The 18,518-nt window shown below is 41.5% G+C and carries 14 protein-coding genes and 1 pseudogene; 8 read left to right on the forward strand and 7 right to left on the reverse strand.

Annotation, left to right across the window (positions count from 1 at the left end):
• Positions 1–20: 20 nt before the first annotated feature.
• The 4 genes and pseudogenes from HMPREF9007_RS14780 (at position 21) to HMPREF9007_RS14765 (ending at position 4,865) form a co-directional block, all read left to right on the forward strand.
• Entirely contained in the window at positions 21–1,199 is a 1,179-nt protein-coding gene (locus tag HMPREF9007_RS14780) for a hypothetical protein (protein ID WP_008761258.1), read from the forward strand.
• Positions 1,200–1,244: 45 nt separating this feature from the next.
• Entirely contained in the window at positions 1,245–2,564 is a 1,320-nt protein-coding gene (gene nhaA / locus HMPREF9007_RS14775) for a Na+/H+ antiporter NhaA (RefSeq protein ID WP_008761259.1), read from the forward strand.
• Between the two features lie 218 nt (positions 2,565–2,782).
• Positions 2,783–3,152, forward strand: a pseudogene (locus tag HMPREF9007_RS14770) (BlaI/MecI/CopY family transcriptional regulator).
• Positions 3,153–3,476: 324 nt separating this feature from the next.
• Positions 3,477–4,865 (forward strand): M56 family metallopeptidase, encoded by a 1,389-nt coding sequence (locus HMPREF9007_RS14765; RefSeq protein WP_230850722.1) that lies wholly within the window; start codon positions 3,477–3,479, stop codon positions 4,863–4,865.
• Between the two features lie 114 nt (positions 4,866–4,979).
• Here HMPREF9007_RS14765 and rmuC read toward each other — a convergent pair whose 3' ends face one another.
• The 4 genes from rmuC to HMPREF9007_RS14745 form a co-directional block, all read right to left on the reverse strand.
• Positions 4,980–6,209, reverse strand: coding sequence for a DNA recombination protein RmuC (rmuC, locus tag HMPREF9007_RS14760; RefSeq protein ID WP_008765517.1), 1,230 nt, complete (start codon positions 6,207–6,209; stop codon positions 4,980–4,982).
• Positions 6,209–7,063, reverse strand: coding sequence for a type I methionyl aminopeptidase (map, locus tag HMPREF9007_RS14755; protein WP_008761263.1), 855 nt, complete (start codon positions 7,061–7,063; stop codon positions 6,209–6,211). Before map ends, rmuC begins: the two co-directional genes overlap by 1 nt.
• Positions 7,064–7,144: 81 nt before the next feature.
• Positions 7,145–7,771 carry a DUF4858 domain-containing protein gene (locus tag HMPREF9007_RS14750; protein WP_008761264.1) on the reverse strand — a complete coding sequence of 209 codons (627 nt, stop codon included), beginning with the start codon at positions 7,769–7,771 and terminating at the stop codon, positions 7,145–7,147.
• A gap of 358 nt (positions 7,772–8,129) precedes the next feature.
• Complete coding sequence (locus tag HMPREF9007_RS14745; protein ID WP_008761265.1) at positions 8,130–9,773, reverse strand: B12-binding domain-containing radical SAM protein; 1,644 nt, start codon at positions 9,771–9,773, stop codon at positions 8,130–8,132.
• Between the two features lie 111 nt (positions 9,774–9,884).
• Between HMPREF9007_RS14745 and HMPREF9007_RS14740 the strand changes: the two genes are divergently transcribed.
• Positions 9,885–10,286 carry a hypothetical protein gene (locus tag HMPREF9007_RS14740; RefSeq protein ID WP_008761266.1) on the forward strand — a complete coding sequence of 134 codons (402 nt, stop codon included), beginning with the start codon at positions 9,885–9,887 and terminating at the stop codon, positions 10,284–10,286.
• 120 nt (positions 10,287–10,406) lie between these two features.
• Here the strand turns inward: HMPREF9007_RS14740 and HMPREF9007_RS14735 are convergent, their stop codons facing one another.
• Both HMPREF9007_RS14735 and rlmD read right to left on the reverse strand, forming a co-directional pair.
• Positions 10,407–11,327 (reverse strand): RluA family pseudouridine synthase, encoded by a 921-nt coding sequence (locus HMPREF9007_RS14735; RefSeq protein WP_008761267.1) that lies wholly within the window; start codon positions 11,325–11,327, stop codon positions 10,407–10,409.
• 35 nt (positions 11,328–11,362) lie between these two features.
• Positions 11,363–12,781 carry a 23S rRNA (uracil(1939)-C(5))-methyltransferase RlmD gene (gene rlmD / locus HMPREF9007_RS14730; RefSeq protein WP_008761268.1) on the reverse strand — a complete coding sequence of 473 codons (1,419 nt, stop codon included), beginning with the start codon at positions 12,779–12,781 and terminating at the stop codon, positions 11,363–11,365.
• 199 nt (positions 12,782–12,980) lie between these two features.
• On the opposite strand from rlmD, the gene ppdK reads away from it, so the two are divergent.
• Complete coding sequence (gene ppdK, locus HMPREF9007_RS14725) at positions 12,981–15,701, forward strand: pyruvate, phosphate dikinase (protein WP_008761269.1); 2,721 nt, start codon at positions 12,981–12,983, stop codon at positions 15,699–15,701.
• 299 nt (positions 15,702–16,000) lie between these two features.
• Complete coding sequence (locus tag HMPREF9007_RS14720; RefSeq protein ID WP_008761270.1) at positions 16,001–17,482, forward strand: phage integrase SAM-like domain-containing protein; 1,482 nt, start codon at positions 16,001–16,003, stop codon at positions 17,480–17,482.
• 151 nt (positions 17,483–17,633) lie between these two features.
• Here HMPREF9007_RS14720 and HMPREF9007_RS14715 read toward each other — a convergent pair whose 3' ends face one another.
• Positions 17,634–17,936: a hypothetical protein gene (locus HMPREF9007_RS14715; protein ID WP_008761271.1), complete on the reverse strand. Its 303-nt coding sequence runs from the start codon at positions 17,934–17,936 to the stop codon at positions 17,634–17,636.
• Positions 17,937–18,038: 102 nt separating this feature from the next.
• On the opposite strand from HMPREF9007_RS14715, the gene HMPREF9007_RS14710 reads away from it, so the two are divergent.
• Positions 18,039–18,518 carry a hypothetical protein gene (locus HMPREF9007_RS14710; RefSeq protein ID WP_008761272.1) on the forward strand — a complete coding sequence of 160 codons (480 nt, stop codon included), beginning with the start codon at positions 18,039–18,041 and terminating at the stop codon, positions 18,516–18,518.

The raw sequence follows: 18,518 nt of genomic DNA on the forward strand, positions 1-18,518 counted from the left end.
TGAAACAAACAACTATAAATATGAGAAAAGTTCTGTCTTTTTCGGGCTTCCTGATGTTGGGGCTCGTCATTTCACAATTCCTCCCGATGATAGCGGGAGAAGGATATGGAACTGTTAAGGTCCTGTCGAATATACTACTTTATGTATGTCTTAGTTTTATAATGATTAATGTGGGTCGGGAGTTTGTGCTCGACAAAGTCCGCTGGAAAAGTTATGCCGAGGATTATTTTATAGCGATGGCTACAGCTGCCCTGCCTTGGTTCATGATTGCTATCTATTATGTATTCGTGCTTCTTCCGCCTGATTACTGGAATAGTTGGGAGGCTTGGAAAGAGAATCTGTTACTAAGTCGTTTTGCCGCACCTACGTCGGCCGGCATCTTGTTTACGATGCTGGCGGCTATCGGGTTAAAGTCCAGCTGGATATATAAGAAGATTCAGGTCCTGGCTATTTTTGATGATCTGGATACCATTCTTTTGATGATCCCTCTTCAGATCATGATGATTGGTTTGCGTTGGCAGCTGATTATTGTGGTGGTTATTGTATTTATGCTGTTGTCCATTGGATGGAAACAACTGAATAAGTATAACTGGCGGCAGGATTGGAAAGCTATTCTCTTCTATTCCGTTATCATATTTCTAGCTACGCAGATACTTTATCTCGGCAGTAAAGAGCTGTATGGAGAAGAAGGAAGTATCCATATCGAAGTTCTGTTGCCGGCATTTGTATTGGGTATGATCATGAAGCATAAAGAGCACGATACTCCTGTAGAACGAAAAGTCTCTACTGGAATCTCCTTCCTGTTTATGTTCTTGGTAGGTATGAGTATGCCTCATTTTATCGGAGTTAACTTTGCGGAAACTCATACAGGAACGCATTCGGTGACAGGTTCGCAGGAGATGATGTCCTGGGGAATGATTTTGTTCCATGTTGTCATAGTCTCTTTCTTATCGAATATAGGCAAACTTTGTCCGATGTTCTTCTATCGTGACCGGAAGTTGAGTGAGCGACTGGCACTTTCCATTGGTATGTTTACCCGCGGTGAGGTAGGTGCCGGAATTATATTTATTGCATTGGGTTATAATCTCGGCGGTCCGGCACTGGTCATTTCCGTACTTACATTGGTGTTGAATCTTATTCTGACAGGAATATTTGTCCTTTGGGTGAAAAACTTGGCTTTAAGGAGCTATAATGATTAAAAAAATCCATATATTGCGGATCAAATACTATAAACACCTTTCATTATGACAATTTTGCGTACAATGCGAAATTTCTCGTCAATGAATATTGCGGCGAGTATCCTTTTGTTTGTAGCGGCAATAGCGGCTGCTATCATAGCCAATTCTCCGGTTGCTCCGGTTTATCAGGAGTTCCTTTTGCATGAACTTCATTTGCAGATCGGTAATTTTAATCTGCTTTCTCATGGCGGAGAGAATCTGCGGATGATCGAGTTCATCAATGACGGGTTGATGACCATCTTTTTCTTGCTGGTAGGATTGGAGATCAAACGGGAGTTGTTGGTTGGTGAGCTTTCTTCCTTCCGCAAGGCGGCGCTTCCCTTTATTGCTGCCTGTGGCGGTATGCTGTTTCCGGTGATTGTTTATATGTCAATCTGTCCTCCGGGCAGTGCGGGAAGTCAGGGATTGGCCATTCCAATGGCAACGGATATTGCTTTTTCGTTAGGGGTATTAAGTCTGTTGGGAAGCCGTGTGCCGTTGAGCCTGAAGATATTTCTGACGGCTTTTGCGGTAGTTGATGATATCGGAGGTATCCTTGTAATTGCTCTTTTTTATAGTTCGCATGTGTCGTATGGGTATATTCTGATAGCCGCATTGCTTTACGTTTTACTTTATTTTATAGGAAAGCGTGGGACTACCAATAAGATTTTCTTTTTAGTGATCGGTGTCGTTATATGGTATTTATTTTTGCAATCCGGTATTCATAGTACCATTTCGGGAGTTATTCTGGCGTTTGTTATTCCGGCGAAACCCCGTCTGGATGTTGGAAAATATATCGAGCATATTCGTCATACAATTGCAGGTTTCCCGGTGGTGGAATCGGGAAGTATCGTATTGACTAATGAGCAGATTGCCAAACTGAAAGAGGTCGAATCTGCTTCCGACCGTGTTATCAGTCCTCTGCAGTCTTTGGAGGATAATTTGCATGGAGCTGTCAATTATCTGATTCTTCCGTTGTTTGCCTTTGTCAATGCAGGCGTTGTCTTTAGTGGCAGCGGTGAGTTGGTAGGAAGTGTAGGGATGGCAGTGGCAGCAGGGTTGCTGTTTGGTAAATTTGCGGGAATTTATTTCTTTACCTGGTTGGCTATAAAGATAAAACTTACTCCAATGCCGCCGGGTATGACTTGGAAGAATCTTTCCGGTATAGCTCTGTTGGGAGGGATCGGTTTTACGGTGTCGCTTTTCATTGCCAATCTTTCTTTTGGTGCAAATTATCCTGTTCTGTTGAATCAGGCTAAGTTCGGAGTGCTATCGGGGACTATTCTTTCCGGATTATTAGGATACATTGTACTCAGGATAGTATTACCTGTCCGAAAGCGGAAATAATAACTAGAGATCAGTCGTTCAGGCATATCGGATATTCATCAGGCGATATGCCTTTTTTATTGTATATATAATATAAGGTGAAAATGATATCTACTAATAATATTAGTTAAACAACTGCTTTATTTAGTAGATTAACTAATAGTGTTAGTTGTTTGTTTGAAAAATAGTATTATATTTGTGCCATTGGAAGAACAATAAATATGTAGACTATGAAACAGATGAGACGATTGACCGTCAAAGAGGAAGAAATTATGCGTATATTTTGGGAACATGGACCTATGTTTGTTCGTGAACTTCTATCATTCTATGATGAACCAAAACCGCATTATAACACAGTTTCTACCCTTGTTCGAGGGCTGGAGGAGAAAGGTTTTTGTGGGGTATAAAGCCTACGGAAATACTTATCAATATTATGCTCTTGTTTCGGAAAAGGAGTATAAGAGTTCGGCACTCAAAGAAGTGGTTTCCCAGTATTATAATAATTCCTATATCAATGTAGTGTCTTCTTTTATTGAAGAAGAAGGGATGTCTGTTGATGAACTAAAATCGCTTATAGAGTATATAGAGCAAAGTAAAAAGAAGAAGTAATCTCTCTCTGGTCTATCGGAAGATACGATTTTTATTCTATGGACAAACAACTTTTAATCTGAAAACACAATGGGAGCTTTTTTATTCTATCTGCTGAAATCCGGATGTTGCTTAGTGGTCTTTTATATTTTCTTTAAGCTGCTGATGAGCCGGAGTACTTTTTTCCGTTTCAACCGCATCACTTTGTTGGTTGGGTTGTTAGGATGTACTTTGCTTCCACTTATAGAGCTGACAACTACCGAGGAGACTTTTTTGCATACTCCGTTGTATGCCATTCACGAGATATTGCAAAGTACGGAGTCTGTCATTCTAAATCCGGAACAGATGGAAGATCCTATTCTTATATCTGAAAAGAATCCGGAAATAAACTCTTTGAATTGGATTCCTGTGACTTTAGCTTTTATATATGGAGTGGGGGCTTTGGTGACACTGATCTGGTTGTCTTTGTCCACTTGTCGTTTGATTCAGTTGATTCGTACGTCAGAGAAAAAACAGTTTGGAAACTATGTATTAGTGATTCCTCAGCAGCCAACTGCTTCATTTAGCTGGGGTAAATATATTGTTATTTCAGCAGCTGACTACTCTCAACAGTCCGAAGAAATACTCCTCCACGAAACGATGCATTTACGAAATCATCATACTTTGGACTTATTGTTTATGCAGATATTCCTGCTTGTTTATTGGTTTAATCCTGTCGTTTGGCTACTAAAACGGGAGTTGCAGGAAGTACATGAATTTGAAGCCGATAATGGCGTAATTAATACAGGCATCGATGCAACTAAATATCAATTATTACTGGTGAAAAAAGCTGTTGGTACAAGGCTCTACTCTATGGCTAATGGCTTTAATCACTCTAAACTTAAAAAACGTATCACTATGATGTTAAAAGAAAGAACCAATCGTTGGGCACGATTAAAGCTGTTGCTTGCCGTGCCTGTGATGGCTGGAGCGCTTTATGTGTTTGCACAGCCGGAAGTGAAAGAAGTTCCGCGACAGATTCAGTCTGAACTTCAGCAGAAAGAAGCGGATGATTATTCATCTTTGATGTTTTTTTTCAAAGAAGGGGGAGAGAGATACAGCAAGCTGGTTAATGGAGCGTATCCACCCTCTAAGATTAAAGCAAGACAGGTTCACTCCCTTTTTGTTAATAAACAAAATAGGGTGATGTTCGATAATGATGTATGTTCAGTGGATGAGTTGAAGTCTACTATTGTGAAGAATTTGATGAAATCCTGGGAAGAAAGTAAGAGGAAAGAATACCAAGTTATTTCTTTTCAGGTTGATCGCGGAAGTGAAATTGCTGCACTCACTACTATACTCAAAGAAGTAAAAGGAGCATTTGAGCAAATTCGTGCTGATTTGTCTATTACATTGACAGATAAAAGTGAAGAAGCGTTGGACCGATTGTTTCCTGTTCTACTGTCGGAAGGTGCTGCGAGAAATTATGGATTGAAAGAGCTGTCAATGGAGGAGAAAATCAGTGGGATTGTGGTAACAATTCACACTTCGGAAGGGAAGGAAGTAATGAAAGATTTTACTTTAACGGAATTGAAACAGAAAGTCACTGCTGCACGTGCAAAGCAAGCTGATCCGGAAAGTTTGGTTATTGGCCTCAAGATAGAGAAAGGGTGTAAGATAGGATACGTGACGGATACCAAGCAGGTGTTGAGGGAATGTAGTGCATTGAAGATTAATTATTCAACTGATAACTAATTAGTTTATAAATAGTGTCACTATATAGCCAGCATAGTGACACTATCCAATCAACATGGTGACACTATCCCAACCGGATAGCGACACCATCTTAAAAGGTCTATAATTTTTGTTTTATTCATCATCTCCGTCATCCGCTATCGGCAGAATTCTCTGACTTTCCTCATGGGGCAATTGTTCTACTTGGCGTAGTTTCCGTTCAATAGCGCGGGTTCTTTTTCCCATCACTTCTTCCAGTTGGTCACCGGCACTTTGCAGGTTCTTCTGTACCTTTTCGAGTAGGCCTCCGAATTTGCTGAATTCAGTTTTAACTGCTCCCAAAACTGTCCACACTTCTCCGGTACGCTTTTGAATAGCCAGCGTGCGGAACCCCATCTGAAGACTGTTCAATATAGCACCAAGGGTAGTTGGTCCCGTCACTACAATTTTATATTCTTTTTGTAGCGTCTCTACCAAGCTTGTTCTTCGGATCACCTCTGCATAGATGCTTTCAAAAGGCAGGAACATGATGGCAAAGTCTGTGGTGAAAGGCGGGTCTACATATTTATCGTGAATATCTTTCGCCATTTTCTTGATGGTTGTTTCCAGCTGCTTGCCGGATGATTCCATCAATGCAGTATCTCCTGCCTCGAAAGCGTCGTAGTATTGCTCATATACATCTTTCGGGAATTTTGCATCGATAGGCAGGTATACAGTGCTGTTCGCATCATCCTTACCCGGTAACTTAATGGCAAATTCCACAAATTCAGTTCCGCTTTTCTTGGTTTTCACATTGGCGTCATATTGTTCCGGACTCATCATCTGTTCCAGCAATGCTCCTAACTGAACTTCACCAAATGTACCGCGCATTTTTACGTTACTCAATACTTTTTTCAGTCCACCGACGTCTTGTGCGAGAGATTTCATTTCTCCCAGTCCCTTCTGTACATTTTCCAGTTGTGAGCGGACGATTTCAAAGGACTGTCCAATGCGTTCATTCAATGTCTTCTGCAATTTTTCTTCCACCATCAGTCGCATATCATCCAGCCGCTTTTCAGTCGATTTTATCAAGACCTCTTGCTGGCGTGCCATTGTGTCGAACTTTTGGCGTTGCAGTTCCCCGTTTGTCATCATGTTCTTATGCAGTACGTCTTGCAATTGTTGCATATTCTGATTCAGCGTTTGGGTCATTTCCATGCGAAGTTCCCGGATACTGCGGTTTAGTTCTTCGCGGTTCTCTTGCATTTGCTGTCGCAAGGCTGCCTGTAATTGTTCCGCTTGCGCATGATTATTTCCTTTTGCCAGTGATAGTACAATCGAGATTACTGCTAATGCGGCAATAACAATAAGTAGAATCAGTTCCATCAATAAGTCAGAATTTCATTTCCGGTTTCAGTAATCAGAATCATATTCTCCCATTGGGCAGAGGGCAGTCCGTCATCTGTGCATACCGTCCATCCGTCAGCTTCGTCAACAAATACTTCATAAGTACCCATATTTATCATCGGTTCAATGGTGAAGGTCATGCCCGGAACGATCATCATTCCTGTTCCCCGGCGTCCGAAATGTTCCACATCCGGTGCTTCATGAAACTGCATTCCTACACCATGCCCGCAAAGATCGCGTACCACGTTGAATCCGTTCTTTTCTGCGTGTTCCTGAATAGCGGCGCCTACATCTCCTAATTGTTTCCAAGGCTGTGCGGCGGCTATACCTATTTCCATACACTCTTTAGTCACTTGAACCAGTTTGCGCATTTCGGGACTTACGTCACCGATCATAAACATACGGGATGCGTCGGAGAAATATCCTTTGTAAATGGTAGAAACATCTACATTGATGATATCTCCGCTTTGCAGTATTTCTGTTTTGCTGGGAATACCGTGGCATACCACATCATTGATACTGGTACAGACGCTTTTAGGAAATCCTTCGTAGTTAAGAGGAGCAGGGATGGCACCGTGCTTTGTGGTGAAGTCATATACCATGACATCGATTTCTTCAGTTGACATTCCTTCACGGATATTCTCCGAAATATAATCCAACAGGGCAGTATTGATTTTGGCACTCTCACGGATTCCTTCCAGTTGTTCGGGAGTACGCAGTACTTTGCGCGGTGGGAGTTTGTAACCTTGTTTTCTGTATTTCTGTATTTTCGCTTCTACTTCAGCCGGGTAATTGGAGGGAGTAAACCGGAATCCCTTGATAAAGTTCTTCATTATTATAGGATGTTTTTTAATCGTACTACAAAGGTACGAGAATAAATGGAAAATGAAATCGTTTATCATGTGATTCCTTTTTTACCATTCATAAGAAATACAGATCTGAGGCACCCATTCCCATCTTTTTTGTATGGTGTTGTATTGATATTGTACGCCGGTTTTCAATTTCCAGCCTTTACCTACTTTTAAAACAATGTCGCTGCCTAGTGTGGTTGGTATTGCTTCAGAGGAAAGTCCACGATATCTTCGGGTGTCCAGATTTTGTTTACCACATATGCTAAGAAACCATTTTTTAGAGAGCTTATAATCCATTTGAGTTTGGATATGAAAGTGGTTTGAACTTTCACTAAAGTTACTTTTACTATGCAGAGTGAAATTTTTGTTTATTTTGAGCCGTGAATAAGTGGGTAAGAAAGTAGAATTGGTCTGTTGAAAGATGTTATGAGTATGAAAAGGTAATTTCGGAGATATGATTGTTGATTTAAGAGTCGGTAATGTTGGATCAAAGTCAACAAAGGGTTTTGTATGATATAACATGTTTTGTTCTGTTTTCTTTACGAATTCCTTGTTGAATCTGATTTCTTGCTCAGAATTTAATGCTTGCTGTAGCCTCAATGAATCTTGTTTGCTCCACTCTTGTCCTGTTACGGATAAAGGAAGTAATATCAGACAAAGAGTGCTTAAACGATATTTATAAACGTCCATATAATGTGCTAGTTAAGTTTAATTATATGGACGACGAAAAAGTGAAAATGCTGCTTTATGTAATCAATAAATAATGGGTATTTCACATAATATGAGAATACTTTTCTTTTTTTTGTATAGGTGTATTAAGCACATTTATCGTGTCCAGTCGCACCTATGGAAACAAAACCTATATAGCTGTTTTTTTATGTATTGAGTGATAAGTTCTAGTTTCTTGATTGGTTCATCTTTCATAAATCTTGAATGATATTGAGAGAAAAAATGAGGTGGAAAAATATAGATGTTATAATTACAACCACTTTTTTTCTGAGCATTGCAGGACTCATAGTTCTTATTATCATTCTTTAATGTTTTGTATTTAAGATAATCTTTTTGCTTTAAATACCGGTTCTATCTTCTGAATCTCCGATTCAAATCCGAACCAATAGCCATGTCCTTCTTCGTCAATAGGAAGAAAACATAACCAGAGGTTCTCACGATATGAGCCATATATAATTTCCCAATTATCGGGAGGAACTTGGCGTTTTGTCTTTACTTTTTCAGCGGGGATTTTTTTTAACGACATACCGGCTTCTATCCATGCAATACTGACTTGTGTCACGTAATCGGGATAATGATTCTTGCAGAAATTATAGAGGATAAGTCCCCTTTTTTCTAGACTCAAAGGAGTGTCGATGACATCTGTCTGTATTAGATGGTCAAGTAACTCGTGCAGGAAATGCGGATTATCCAAAATGAGGGTACGAGTCAGACTTCGCCATGTAGGTGTATTATAGAATCCGTCTAAAAGACGGGACAGATAGTGGGCGGTTTGCAATTCTTCTACGGAAATTTCTTTAGTCTGCAAAACTTCGTAGGGAGGGAGAGGAGAGTATTGGATGCCTAACTCTTCCGCCCTTCTTCGCATTTCCGTGCCGGGAAGTAATTTTAATGATTCCAGTTGTATTTCCCCTGCACCATATTCGGCAAGTGTACGAACGTCTTCAAATATTTCGGATAGGTGATAGAGAGGAAGACCGGCTATTAAGTCAGCATGTGTCTCCATGTTCTTAAGGGAACAAAGATATTTCAGACCTTGAAGGGCATCAGATAATTTTCCGATACGTCGGCTTTTCTCTAATACGGGTTCACGAAGGCTTTGAATACCTGCTTCGAGGTGTAGCAAACCATTAGGTAAAATAGCGAGTTCTTCTTTCAATTCTTCGGAGAGAAGTGCCGGGTGAATTTCTAAATGGAAACAGATGTCCGGGGCATATTCACGGAAGAGGTGAAGAAGTTCTTTGGCTCGCTTATTATTATAGTTGAAAGTACGGTCGAGTACACGCACATTTTTGATGCCATGCTGATGGATAACATTCAATCGTTCGCGGATTGCCTCCAATGAAATGGTGCGAATCGGTTTTTCACCTCCGCTGACGCAGAAAGCGCATGTGTTGAAACATCCTCGGGTAGTTTCCAGTTGTACGAAAGGCTTGCTCCAATTAAAAAAACGACTTTTCTCCGGTGGGACAAGTTGAGAGAAGTTCATGACACGGGCAATACCGTTGTCTTTATATTGGTCTGATTCGTCCAGATAGCATAATCCGGATATCTGATTCCACTCATTCACAGGGTGATTCCATACTTTTAACCAAATAGGGAATACTTCTTCTCCTTCTCCCCGAAACACTCCGTTGACAAATTTGTTCTTTCTTAAGAAGGCTTCGTTATTTCCTAAAAACTCCGGACCGCCGAGTACGATGCAGCAATGAGGTAGCAAAGCTTTAGCACGTGAAACGATATGCAACAGTTGCTCGTGATTAAATAGCCAGTTGGTAGCAGCAATAATATCCGGTTGATGGTGATAGATTTGGTTGACTACCATTCCGGTATTTTCGTTGATGGTTGCCGATACTGTACACCACTCAATGGTAGTGTCATCTGCTATTTGAGCATGTAATGCAGGCAATGCCAGCGATGAGTGCGCATAGGAGCTATTTAAATCAAGCCAAAGAAGTTTCATGTGTAAATTTTACTATTAGTGGGACAAAGGTACAAAAAACTTGCATCTTAAGGCATATAGTAAAATAAAAACGCTAATTTTGCAATAATAAACGCAATAAACTAGAAAATTATGAAGAATTTGAAAAAATACGTAGGTGTTCTCATGTTGCTGACTTTATTGGTTGGCTTTACTTCGTGCGAAGATGATGAAACTATATTTGATCACATAGTAGGGCGTACATGGGTTGGTGATTTAGGATTTTGGGTAGATAATAGTCCGGTGGAAAGTGGAATAACCTTTAAGAGTAATGGTTTTGGTGTAGATGAACAATGGTATTATGATTGGGATAGAGTAGCGGCTGTTTTAGATGTCCGCTGGTGGATTGAAGATGGAGATTTATTCTTGGATTATGGTAATGGCTATCCTTTATTAATATTAGCAGATGTTTATGTTGAAGGCCGATATCTTACAGGGCGTTTGTATTCAAATAATATAGATCAAGGAACCGTTACTTTAGAAATGAGTAATTAGTGAAGATCTAAAAAAGAATTGTGGAATTGGAAAAAATATCGATTTTTTTATAAAAGTTCCCCTTATTGAAGGCTAATCTATGTACAGAGTTGTCAGCAAATAAGGGGAATTTTTATTATTTTATTTCTTCAGGAACAACTTCTTAAACTCTCCCGGATAAGGTGTCTCAAACTCCATTAAATCTCCCGTCACCGGATGATAGAAACAAAGTTTGAAGGCGTGGAGTGCCAGTCTTCCGATTGGGTTAAGCGATTCTTCGCCTCCATATCTTCCGTCACCTATAATAGGATGTCCTAAATTCTGCATATGTACACGGATCTGATTCTTACGTCCTGTTTCCAGATCAAGTTCTAACAGTGAATAACCGTTAGCACGTTTGATTGTCTTGTAGTGTGTGATGGATTTTGAACCACCATCATCATAATCGCTGGAGCTTACATAAAGAGTTTTATCCGTCAGCCAGGAAACCACAGTGTCATAATCCTTCTCCATTGTTCCCTCAACAACAGCTACATAACGGCGGTCAGTCACTATTTCATGCCAGTTGTCACGTAATGTCCGTTGTGTTTTTTCGTCTTTTGCGAACATCATTAATCCTGATGTATCCCTGTCCAGACGATGTACGATAAACACACGGTGCTGTCTGCCCGAGCGCTGTACATATTCATTCAGAATCGTATAAGCGGTGCGCTCTTTTTGTCGCTCGGTATTGACAGATAAGAGTCCTTGCATTTTTTCCACTACAATGATATAAGCGTCCTCATATACAATTTTCAGCAGTCTGTTATGAAATTCCTTCTTTCCTTTTTCCTTGCTGATTTGTACTTTCATTCCGGGTTGCAGCGGGAAGTTGAACTGAGTGGTGATTACGTTATCTACCAATACCACCCGTTTGCTCAGTAATGACTTCAGTTTCGTGCGGCTTGCGTCCGGCATTTTGGCAGCCAGAAACTCCATTAGTTCCATGGGCTCTTTGACTGCATAGTTCGTATATTGGGCACGTGCTTTTTCTGCAGGAGTTCTTCTCGGTCTTTTTTCCATTTCTTTTTTCTTTTGCGAACAATTCAACTAACGTATTATCGAAGCTCCAGCAACACTACATTTTCCACATGATGCGTATGCGGGAACATATCTACAGGTTGCACAGCTTTCACTTTATATTTGCCGTCAAGCAGTTGTAAGTCGCGTGCCTGCGTAGCCGGGTTGCAGCTTACATACACAATCCGCTTCGGTTCGGCAAACAGAATAACATCAACCACATCCTGATGCATACCTGCACGTGGGGGGTCGGTGATAATCACATCCGGACGTCCATGCTGATTGATAAATTCCTGAGTCAGCATATCTTTCATATCTCCGGCATAGAACAAGGCATTCTTAATCTCATTAATCTTGGCATTTACCTTTGCGTCTTCGATAGCTTCCGGTACATACTCGATACCAATCACCTGACGGGCCTGGCGGGATACAAAATTGGCAATGGTTCCCGTTCCGGTATATAAGTCGTATACCAGTTCCTTTCCGGTCAGCCCGGCAAATTCGCGGGCTATCTTATATAAATTGTATGCCTGTTCGGAGTTAGTCTGATAGAATGATTTCGGACCGACTTTGAAACGCAGTCCTTCCATTTCTTCAAACATATGGTCTTTTCCCTTGAATACATGTACATCCAGATCATTGATCGTATCGTTGCACTTATTATTAATAATGTATAGGAGAGAAGTGATTTCGGGGAATGAATCGGCAATGAACTGCAGCAGTTGCTTGAATAGTTCCATTTCATGGTCTTCCGTAATCTTGCAGATGACAATGACCATCAGCTCTCCTGTTGATGAAGTGCGGATAATCATATTCCGTAACATACCTTCCTGAGTACGCAGATTGATGAAGGAGTAACCATGCTCGTAAGCATAATCGCGTACAGCATTACGAATACGATTGGAGATGTCGTCCTGTAACCAGCATTTTTCAATAGCCAGCACTTTGTCGAAAGCTCCGGGAATATGAAAACCTACAGCATTCATCTGATCATACTTCACATCCTGCCGAACTTCATCGTTCGTGAGCCAGCGTTTGTTCGAAAAAGTGAACTCCAGTTTATTCCGGTAGAACTCTGTTTTGGCAGAACCCAGAATCGGTGAAATTTCCGGAAGTTCGATTTTCCCGATGCGTCTCAGATTGTCTTCTACTTGTTTCTGCTTATACCTGATTTGTTCCGAATAGGGGAGCACCTGCCATTTACAACCGCCGCATACGCCGTAGTGTTGGCAGAAAGGAACGGCACGTACGGGCGATAGCTCGTGGAATTTCACAGCTTCGGCTTCGGCGTATTTGTTCTTTTTGCGCTTGATCTGCAGGTCTACAACATCACCTGGCACTACATAAGGAACAAAAATCACCAGGTCGTTTACTTTTGCGATGGCTTTTCCTTCGGCAGCCACATCCGTTATTGTTACCTTCTCCAGCAGGGGAAGTTCTTTTCTCTTTCTTGCCACTTTTACACCAATCTAATAATTATGATGCAAAAGTAGGTATTTTTTTTGGAAAACTTTCGTGTCTATGAAAATATTCCAGATTGTAATGTCGAAATTGCATTTTAATAGAAAGTTTTTTCTCAAAAAGTTTTCTGGTTTGCGAAATATACTTAGATTTGCGAACAGAAAAAAATCATAATGTAACTTTAAACACAATATTATGGATAAAAAAAGAGTTTATACCTTTGGAAATGGTCAGGCAGAAGGAAAGGCCGACATGAAGAATTTGTTAGGTGGTAAAGGTGCCAATCTTGCCGAGATGAATTTAATTGGAATTCCCGTTCCTCCCGGATTCACAATAACTACAGAAGTTTGTACGGAGTATAATACGTTGGGACGTGATAAAGTGGTTGAGTTGCTGAAAGATGAAGTAGTAAAGGCCATTGCCCGTGTAGAAGAATTGATGAAATCTAAATTCGGTGATATCGAAAATCCATTGTTGGTTTCTGTACGTTCAGGTGCCCGTGCGTCTATGCCGGGTATGATGGATACTATTCTGAATCTGGGGCTGAATGACGAGGTGGTGGAAGGTATCATCCGCAAGACTGGTAATGCCCGTTTTGCATGGGACTCTTATCGTCGTTTTGTACAGATGTACGGTGACGTTGTTCTGGGCATGAAGCCGACGAACAAGGAAGATATCGATCCGTTCGAAGCAATCATTGAAGAAGTAAAAGAATCAAAAGGAGTAAAGCTTGATAACGAACTGGAAGTAGCAGACCTGCAAGAGCTTGTGAAGAAGTTCAAGGCCGCTGTGAAAGAACAGACCGGAAAAGATTTCCCGACTTGTGCTTACGAACAACTTTGGGGAGCTATCTGTGCCGTATTTGATTCATGGATGAACGAACGTGCTATCCTTTATCGTAAGATGGAAGGTATACCTGATGAATGGGGAACAGCTGTAAACGTACAGGCTATGGTATTCGGTAATATGGGTGACACTTCTGCAACAGGAGTTTGCTTCTCTCGTGATGCCGGTACAGGTGAAGACCTTTTCAACGGTGAATACCTGATCAACGCACAAGGTGAAGATGTGGTAGCCGGTATCCGTACTCCACAACAGATTACGAAGGTTGGTTCTCAGCGCTGGGCTGTACTGGCAGGTGTGACAGAAGATATTCGTGCTGCAAAATTCCCTTCAATGGAAGAAGCTATGCCGGAAATCTATAAGGAACTGGATGCATTGCAGACTAAATTGGAGAACCACTATAAAGATATGCAAGATATGGAATTCACCGTGCAGGAAGGTAAGTTATGGTTCCTGCAGACTCGTAACGGTAAACGTACCGGTGCGGCTATGGTGAAAATCGCAATGGACTTGCTCCGTCAGGGAATGATTGATGAAAAGACTGCTTTGATGCGTGTAGAACCTAACAAACTGGATGAACTTCTTCACCCGGTATTCGATAAATCTGCTTTGAAACAGGCGAAAGTGCTGACTCGCGGACTTCCGGCTTCTCCGGGTGCTGCAACCGGTCAGATTGTATTCTTCGCTGATGATGCCGCCGAATGGCATGCTGCCGGAAAGAAAGTGGTAATGGTACGTATCGAGACTTCTCCGGAAGACTTGGCTGGTATGGCAGTTGCCGAAGGTATCCTGACAGCTCGTGGTGGTATGACTTCTCATGCTGCTGTGGTAGCTCGTGGTATGGGTAAATGCTGTGTATCCGGTGCAGGAGCATTGAATATCGACTATAAGACTCGTACAGTAGAAATTGACGGCATTGTTTTGAAAGAAGGCGATTATATTTCTTTGAACGGTAGTACAGGCGAAGTATATAATGGTAAGGTAGAAACTCAGGCTGCCGAACTTTCCGGAGACTTTGCCGATTTGATGAAACTCTCAGATAAATATACCCGTCTGCAAGTACGTACCAATGCGGATACTCCTCACGATGCGGAAGTAGCACGTAACTTTGGTGCAGTAGGTATCGGTCTTTGCCGTACGGAACATATGTTCTTCGAAGGTGAAAAGATCAAGGCAATGCGCGAAATGATTCTGGCAGAAAATGCAGAAGGACGTCGTAAAGCACTCGCTAAGATTCTTCCGTATCAGCAAGCCGACTTTAAGGGTATTTTTAAAGCAATGGCCGGTTGTCCGGTGACTGTTCGTCTGCTCGATCCTCCTTTGCATGAGTTTGTTCCTCATGATACGAAGGGACAGCAGGAAATGGCTGATACGATGGGTGTAAGCCTGCAATATATCCAGCAACGTGTAGAATCGCTGTGTGAACACAATCCGATGTTGGGTCACCGCGGTTGCCGTCTGGGAAATACATATCCTGAAATCACTCAGATGCAGACACGCGCTATCTTGGGTGCTGCTCTTGAACTGAAGAAAGAAGGAGTAGAGACTCATCCTGAAATCATGGTTCCGTTGACCGGTATTTTATATGAATTCAAGGAACAAGAGAAGGTGATTCGTGAAGAGGCTGCCAAGTTGTTTGAAGAAGTGGGCGACAGCATTGATTTCAAAGTAGGTACTATGATTGAAATTCCTCGTGCAGCTCTGACTGCTGATCGTATCGCTTCATCTGCTGAATTCTTCTCATTCGGTACGAATGACTTGACTCAGATGACCTTCGGATATTCTCGTGACGATATCGCTTCCTTCCTTCCGGTCTATCTGGAAAAGAAGATTCTGAAAGTAGACCCGTTCCAGGTGCTCGATCAGAACGGTGTAGGTCAGTTGGTACGTATGGCTACAGAAAAGGGCCGTGCTATCCGTCCGGATTTGAAATGCGGTATCTGTGGCGAACATGGTGGTGAACCGTCTTCAGTGAAGTTCTGCCATAGAGTAGGTTTGAATTACGTTAGTTGCTCTCCGTTCCGGGTGCCTATCGCAAGATTAGCAGCGGCTCAGGCAGCAATCGAGGGATAAAGGCGGTATAGCTGATATTCAGTTAATTAGGCGGTATGCTTTTCATTTACAAAGGCTTACCGCCTATTGTATTTTAAAAATGTACGTGCATTTTGCACAAAAAATGAGTAGAATAAACGCAAATGTTGTACAATAGTTATGCAGTTTTGACAACAGTGTTGTACAAGTGTTGTACAAATGCTTTTTCCGTATAGTCAATAAGTTACGGGCGTTTTGCCTCAATCACATTGGAACACGGAACAATCGCTTTGGAACATAGTACGCCCAAACAGAATGTTTAATTATAAAACGAATATAAAATGGCAACATTGAAAGCAGTAGTGAGAACGGCACGGGCTGACGGATTTTATCCGGTGTATATCCGGGTGACTCATCATCGAAGCTCTGCGTTCATTAAGACAGACAAGATGGTGACGAAGAAGGAACTCACCAAAACTAATGAGATTAAAGACCCGTATGTTTTGCAATTCTGTTCGCAGAGAATATTGGAGTATACGGAGAGGCTTAATAGCAAAAATATCGAGTATTGGACAGTCAAGGAAGTAGTCGAGTTTCTTGCAAGTGGGAATGATGACGTTTGTTTTTCAGATTATGCACGAAAGCATATCAACCGAATGATTGACAACGGTCAACAACGTAATGCTAAGAACTATCAGCTGGCATTGCAACATCTGGAGCGTTTTTTAGGAACAACGCAGATAATGTTCTCACACCTTACATCGCACTTGATGAATAGGTGGATTAAGTCGCTTGAACAGACACACCGAGCTAAGGAGATGTATCCTATCTGTATGCGACAAGTATTTAAAGCTGCTATTCTGGAGTATAACGACTATGATAATGGGATTATTCGTATAAAGACTAATCCATGGGTGAAAGTGGAGATTCCTTCGGCAGATCGTGCAGAAAAACTAGCCATTACACCCGAAGCGTGTCGGGAATTCTTTTCATTTCCTCTGCCGGAAAGTAAGATGAAATATCCACAGACGGAGTTTGGACGTGATATAGCCATGATGGTGCTTTGTTTGGCAGGAATCAACACAGTCGATCTATACAATTTGAAAAAGCAGGATTATCGGAACGGCATCATTCACTATCAGCGTGCCAAGACAAAGAAGTTTCGTGCCGACGGTGCATATATGGAAATGCGCGTGCCGGCAATTATTCAACCACTCTTCGATAAATATCTCAATACGAAGGAGGATGACGATCGTCTGTTCAATTTTTATCAGCGTATGACAACATCTGACAGTTTTGGTTCCAATGTTAACAGTGGAATTAGGCAAATATGTGAGGCCATGGGAATGGCAAAAGAAGAACGGTATTCGGTCTATACATTCCGGCACACGTGGGGTACTGTGGCACAGAATGACGTGAGAGCTTCAATTGATGAGGTTGCATTTGCGATGAATCATGCTGCTGGACATAAGGTAACACGGGGTTATATAAAGATAGATTATTCACCTGCTTGGGAATTAAACGAGAAAGTGGTTGATTTCATTTTCTTCTCCGGTAAGACATCTGTTCGCGAGCAGAAGCAGGAAGATACGCATTTTAGATTATCATTCCGATATATGGTAAATGGGGCGGCTTACCACAATGGGCAGAAAGTTGCAGAGTTGACTGATGTAGGATTCAACAACGTGGACGATGTTATAGCACGACTTGTGACAATGTTACCCGAAGATATTCCTAACCGTTCTATGGTGATGTTTAAAATCGTCAATCTTGATAAGAATCAGACGGTAGTATATCAGCGGCAGAAAGGAAAGGGCTTCTGATTTTTTCGAACCTACAAGGAACTTTTTCTTTGTAGGTTTTTGTTTTTATGAAGAAAAGCGACATCCTTTCGGATATCGCTTTCAAGCAAAACTGTATTATATTACCCCTAAGGGTAAGCAACTCCTCGCGTCTAAAGTAGAGAGAAGTAGATTATTCTTCGTCGTCCTCTTCATCCCCAGCAAGTTCGACCAACTTATCTTCAATGGTAAGGTGAATTTCGTTATCATCAATGCTGATGTTTCTCGGCATAATTATTTTAATGAACTCCATAGAAACCTTCACTCGGTCTTTAGGATCAAGTTCTAAAAAGTCTTGCATTATTAGCGGTGCCATATCCCCTTCAGGTATCGTATTGTGAGTTTCAAGCCATTTTTCAATCATGCCTTTGGCCAATGCTGTTATTTTGTTAGGTGTTCCTTTTTGTCGTCCTCCTGTCTTTTTCCCTTTTGCCATACCATAATGATTATTAGTGTAAAAAGATAAAATGATGTTGCGAAGATAAGGGCTTACTTTCGCAAATGAGGTATAACTTTTAATAATTAAAACAAAGGTTTTATGGGATTAATTGGAAGTGCTATAGGAGCGGCAGGTAGCATATTTGGCGGTATCTCTGCATCGAAAGCAATGAAGAAAATTAAGAGCAACGTTGAGGCGCAGCGACAGAAGAACCAAAATTGGTATGATCGCAGGTACAATGAGGATTATACGCAACGAGCCGATGCGCAACGTATTCTCACGCAGACGGAAGAGAGTATCAAGAACCGTAATAAGCAGGCAGCTGGTATACAGGCTGTAATGGGCGGTACTGATGAAAGTGTAGCAGCTACAAAAGAAGCGAATAGCAAGGCTCTTGCTGATGCAACATCACAGATTGCAGCACAGGCGGATGCACGCAAAGACAACATCGAGGCCACCTATATGCAGAATGACAATGCTTTTGTTGAGCAACTCAATCAGTTAGAAAAAGGTAAGGCAGAAGCGATAGCCGGAGCCGTACAAGGAGTAACGAGTGCGGCAAGCAAAATGCCATTTTAA

This window comes from Bacteroides sp. 1_1_14, assembly GCF_000162515.1.
In the GTDB taxonomy this organism is placed as follows: Bacteria; Bacteroidota; Bacteroidia; order Bacteroidales; family Bacteroidaceae; genus Bacteroides; species Bacteroides thetaiotaomicron.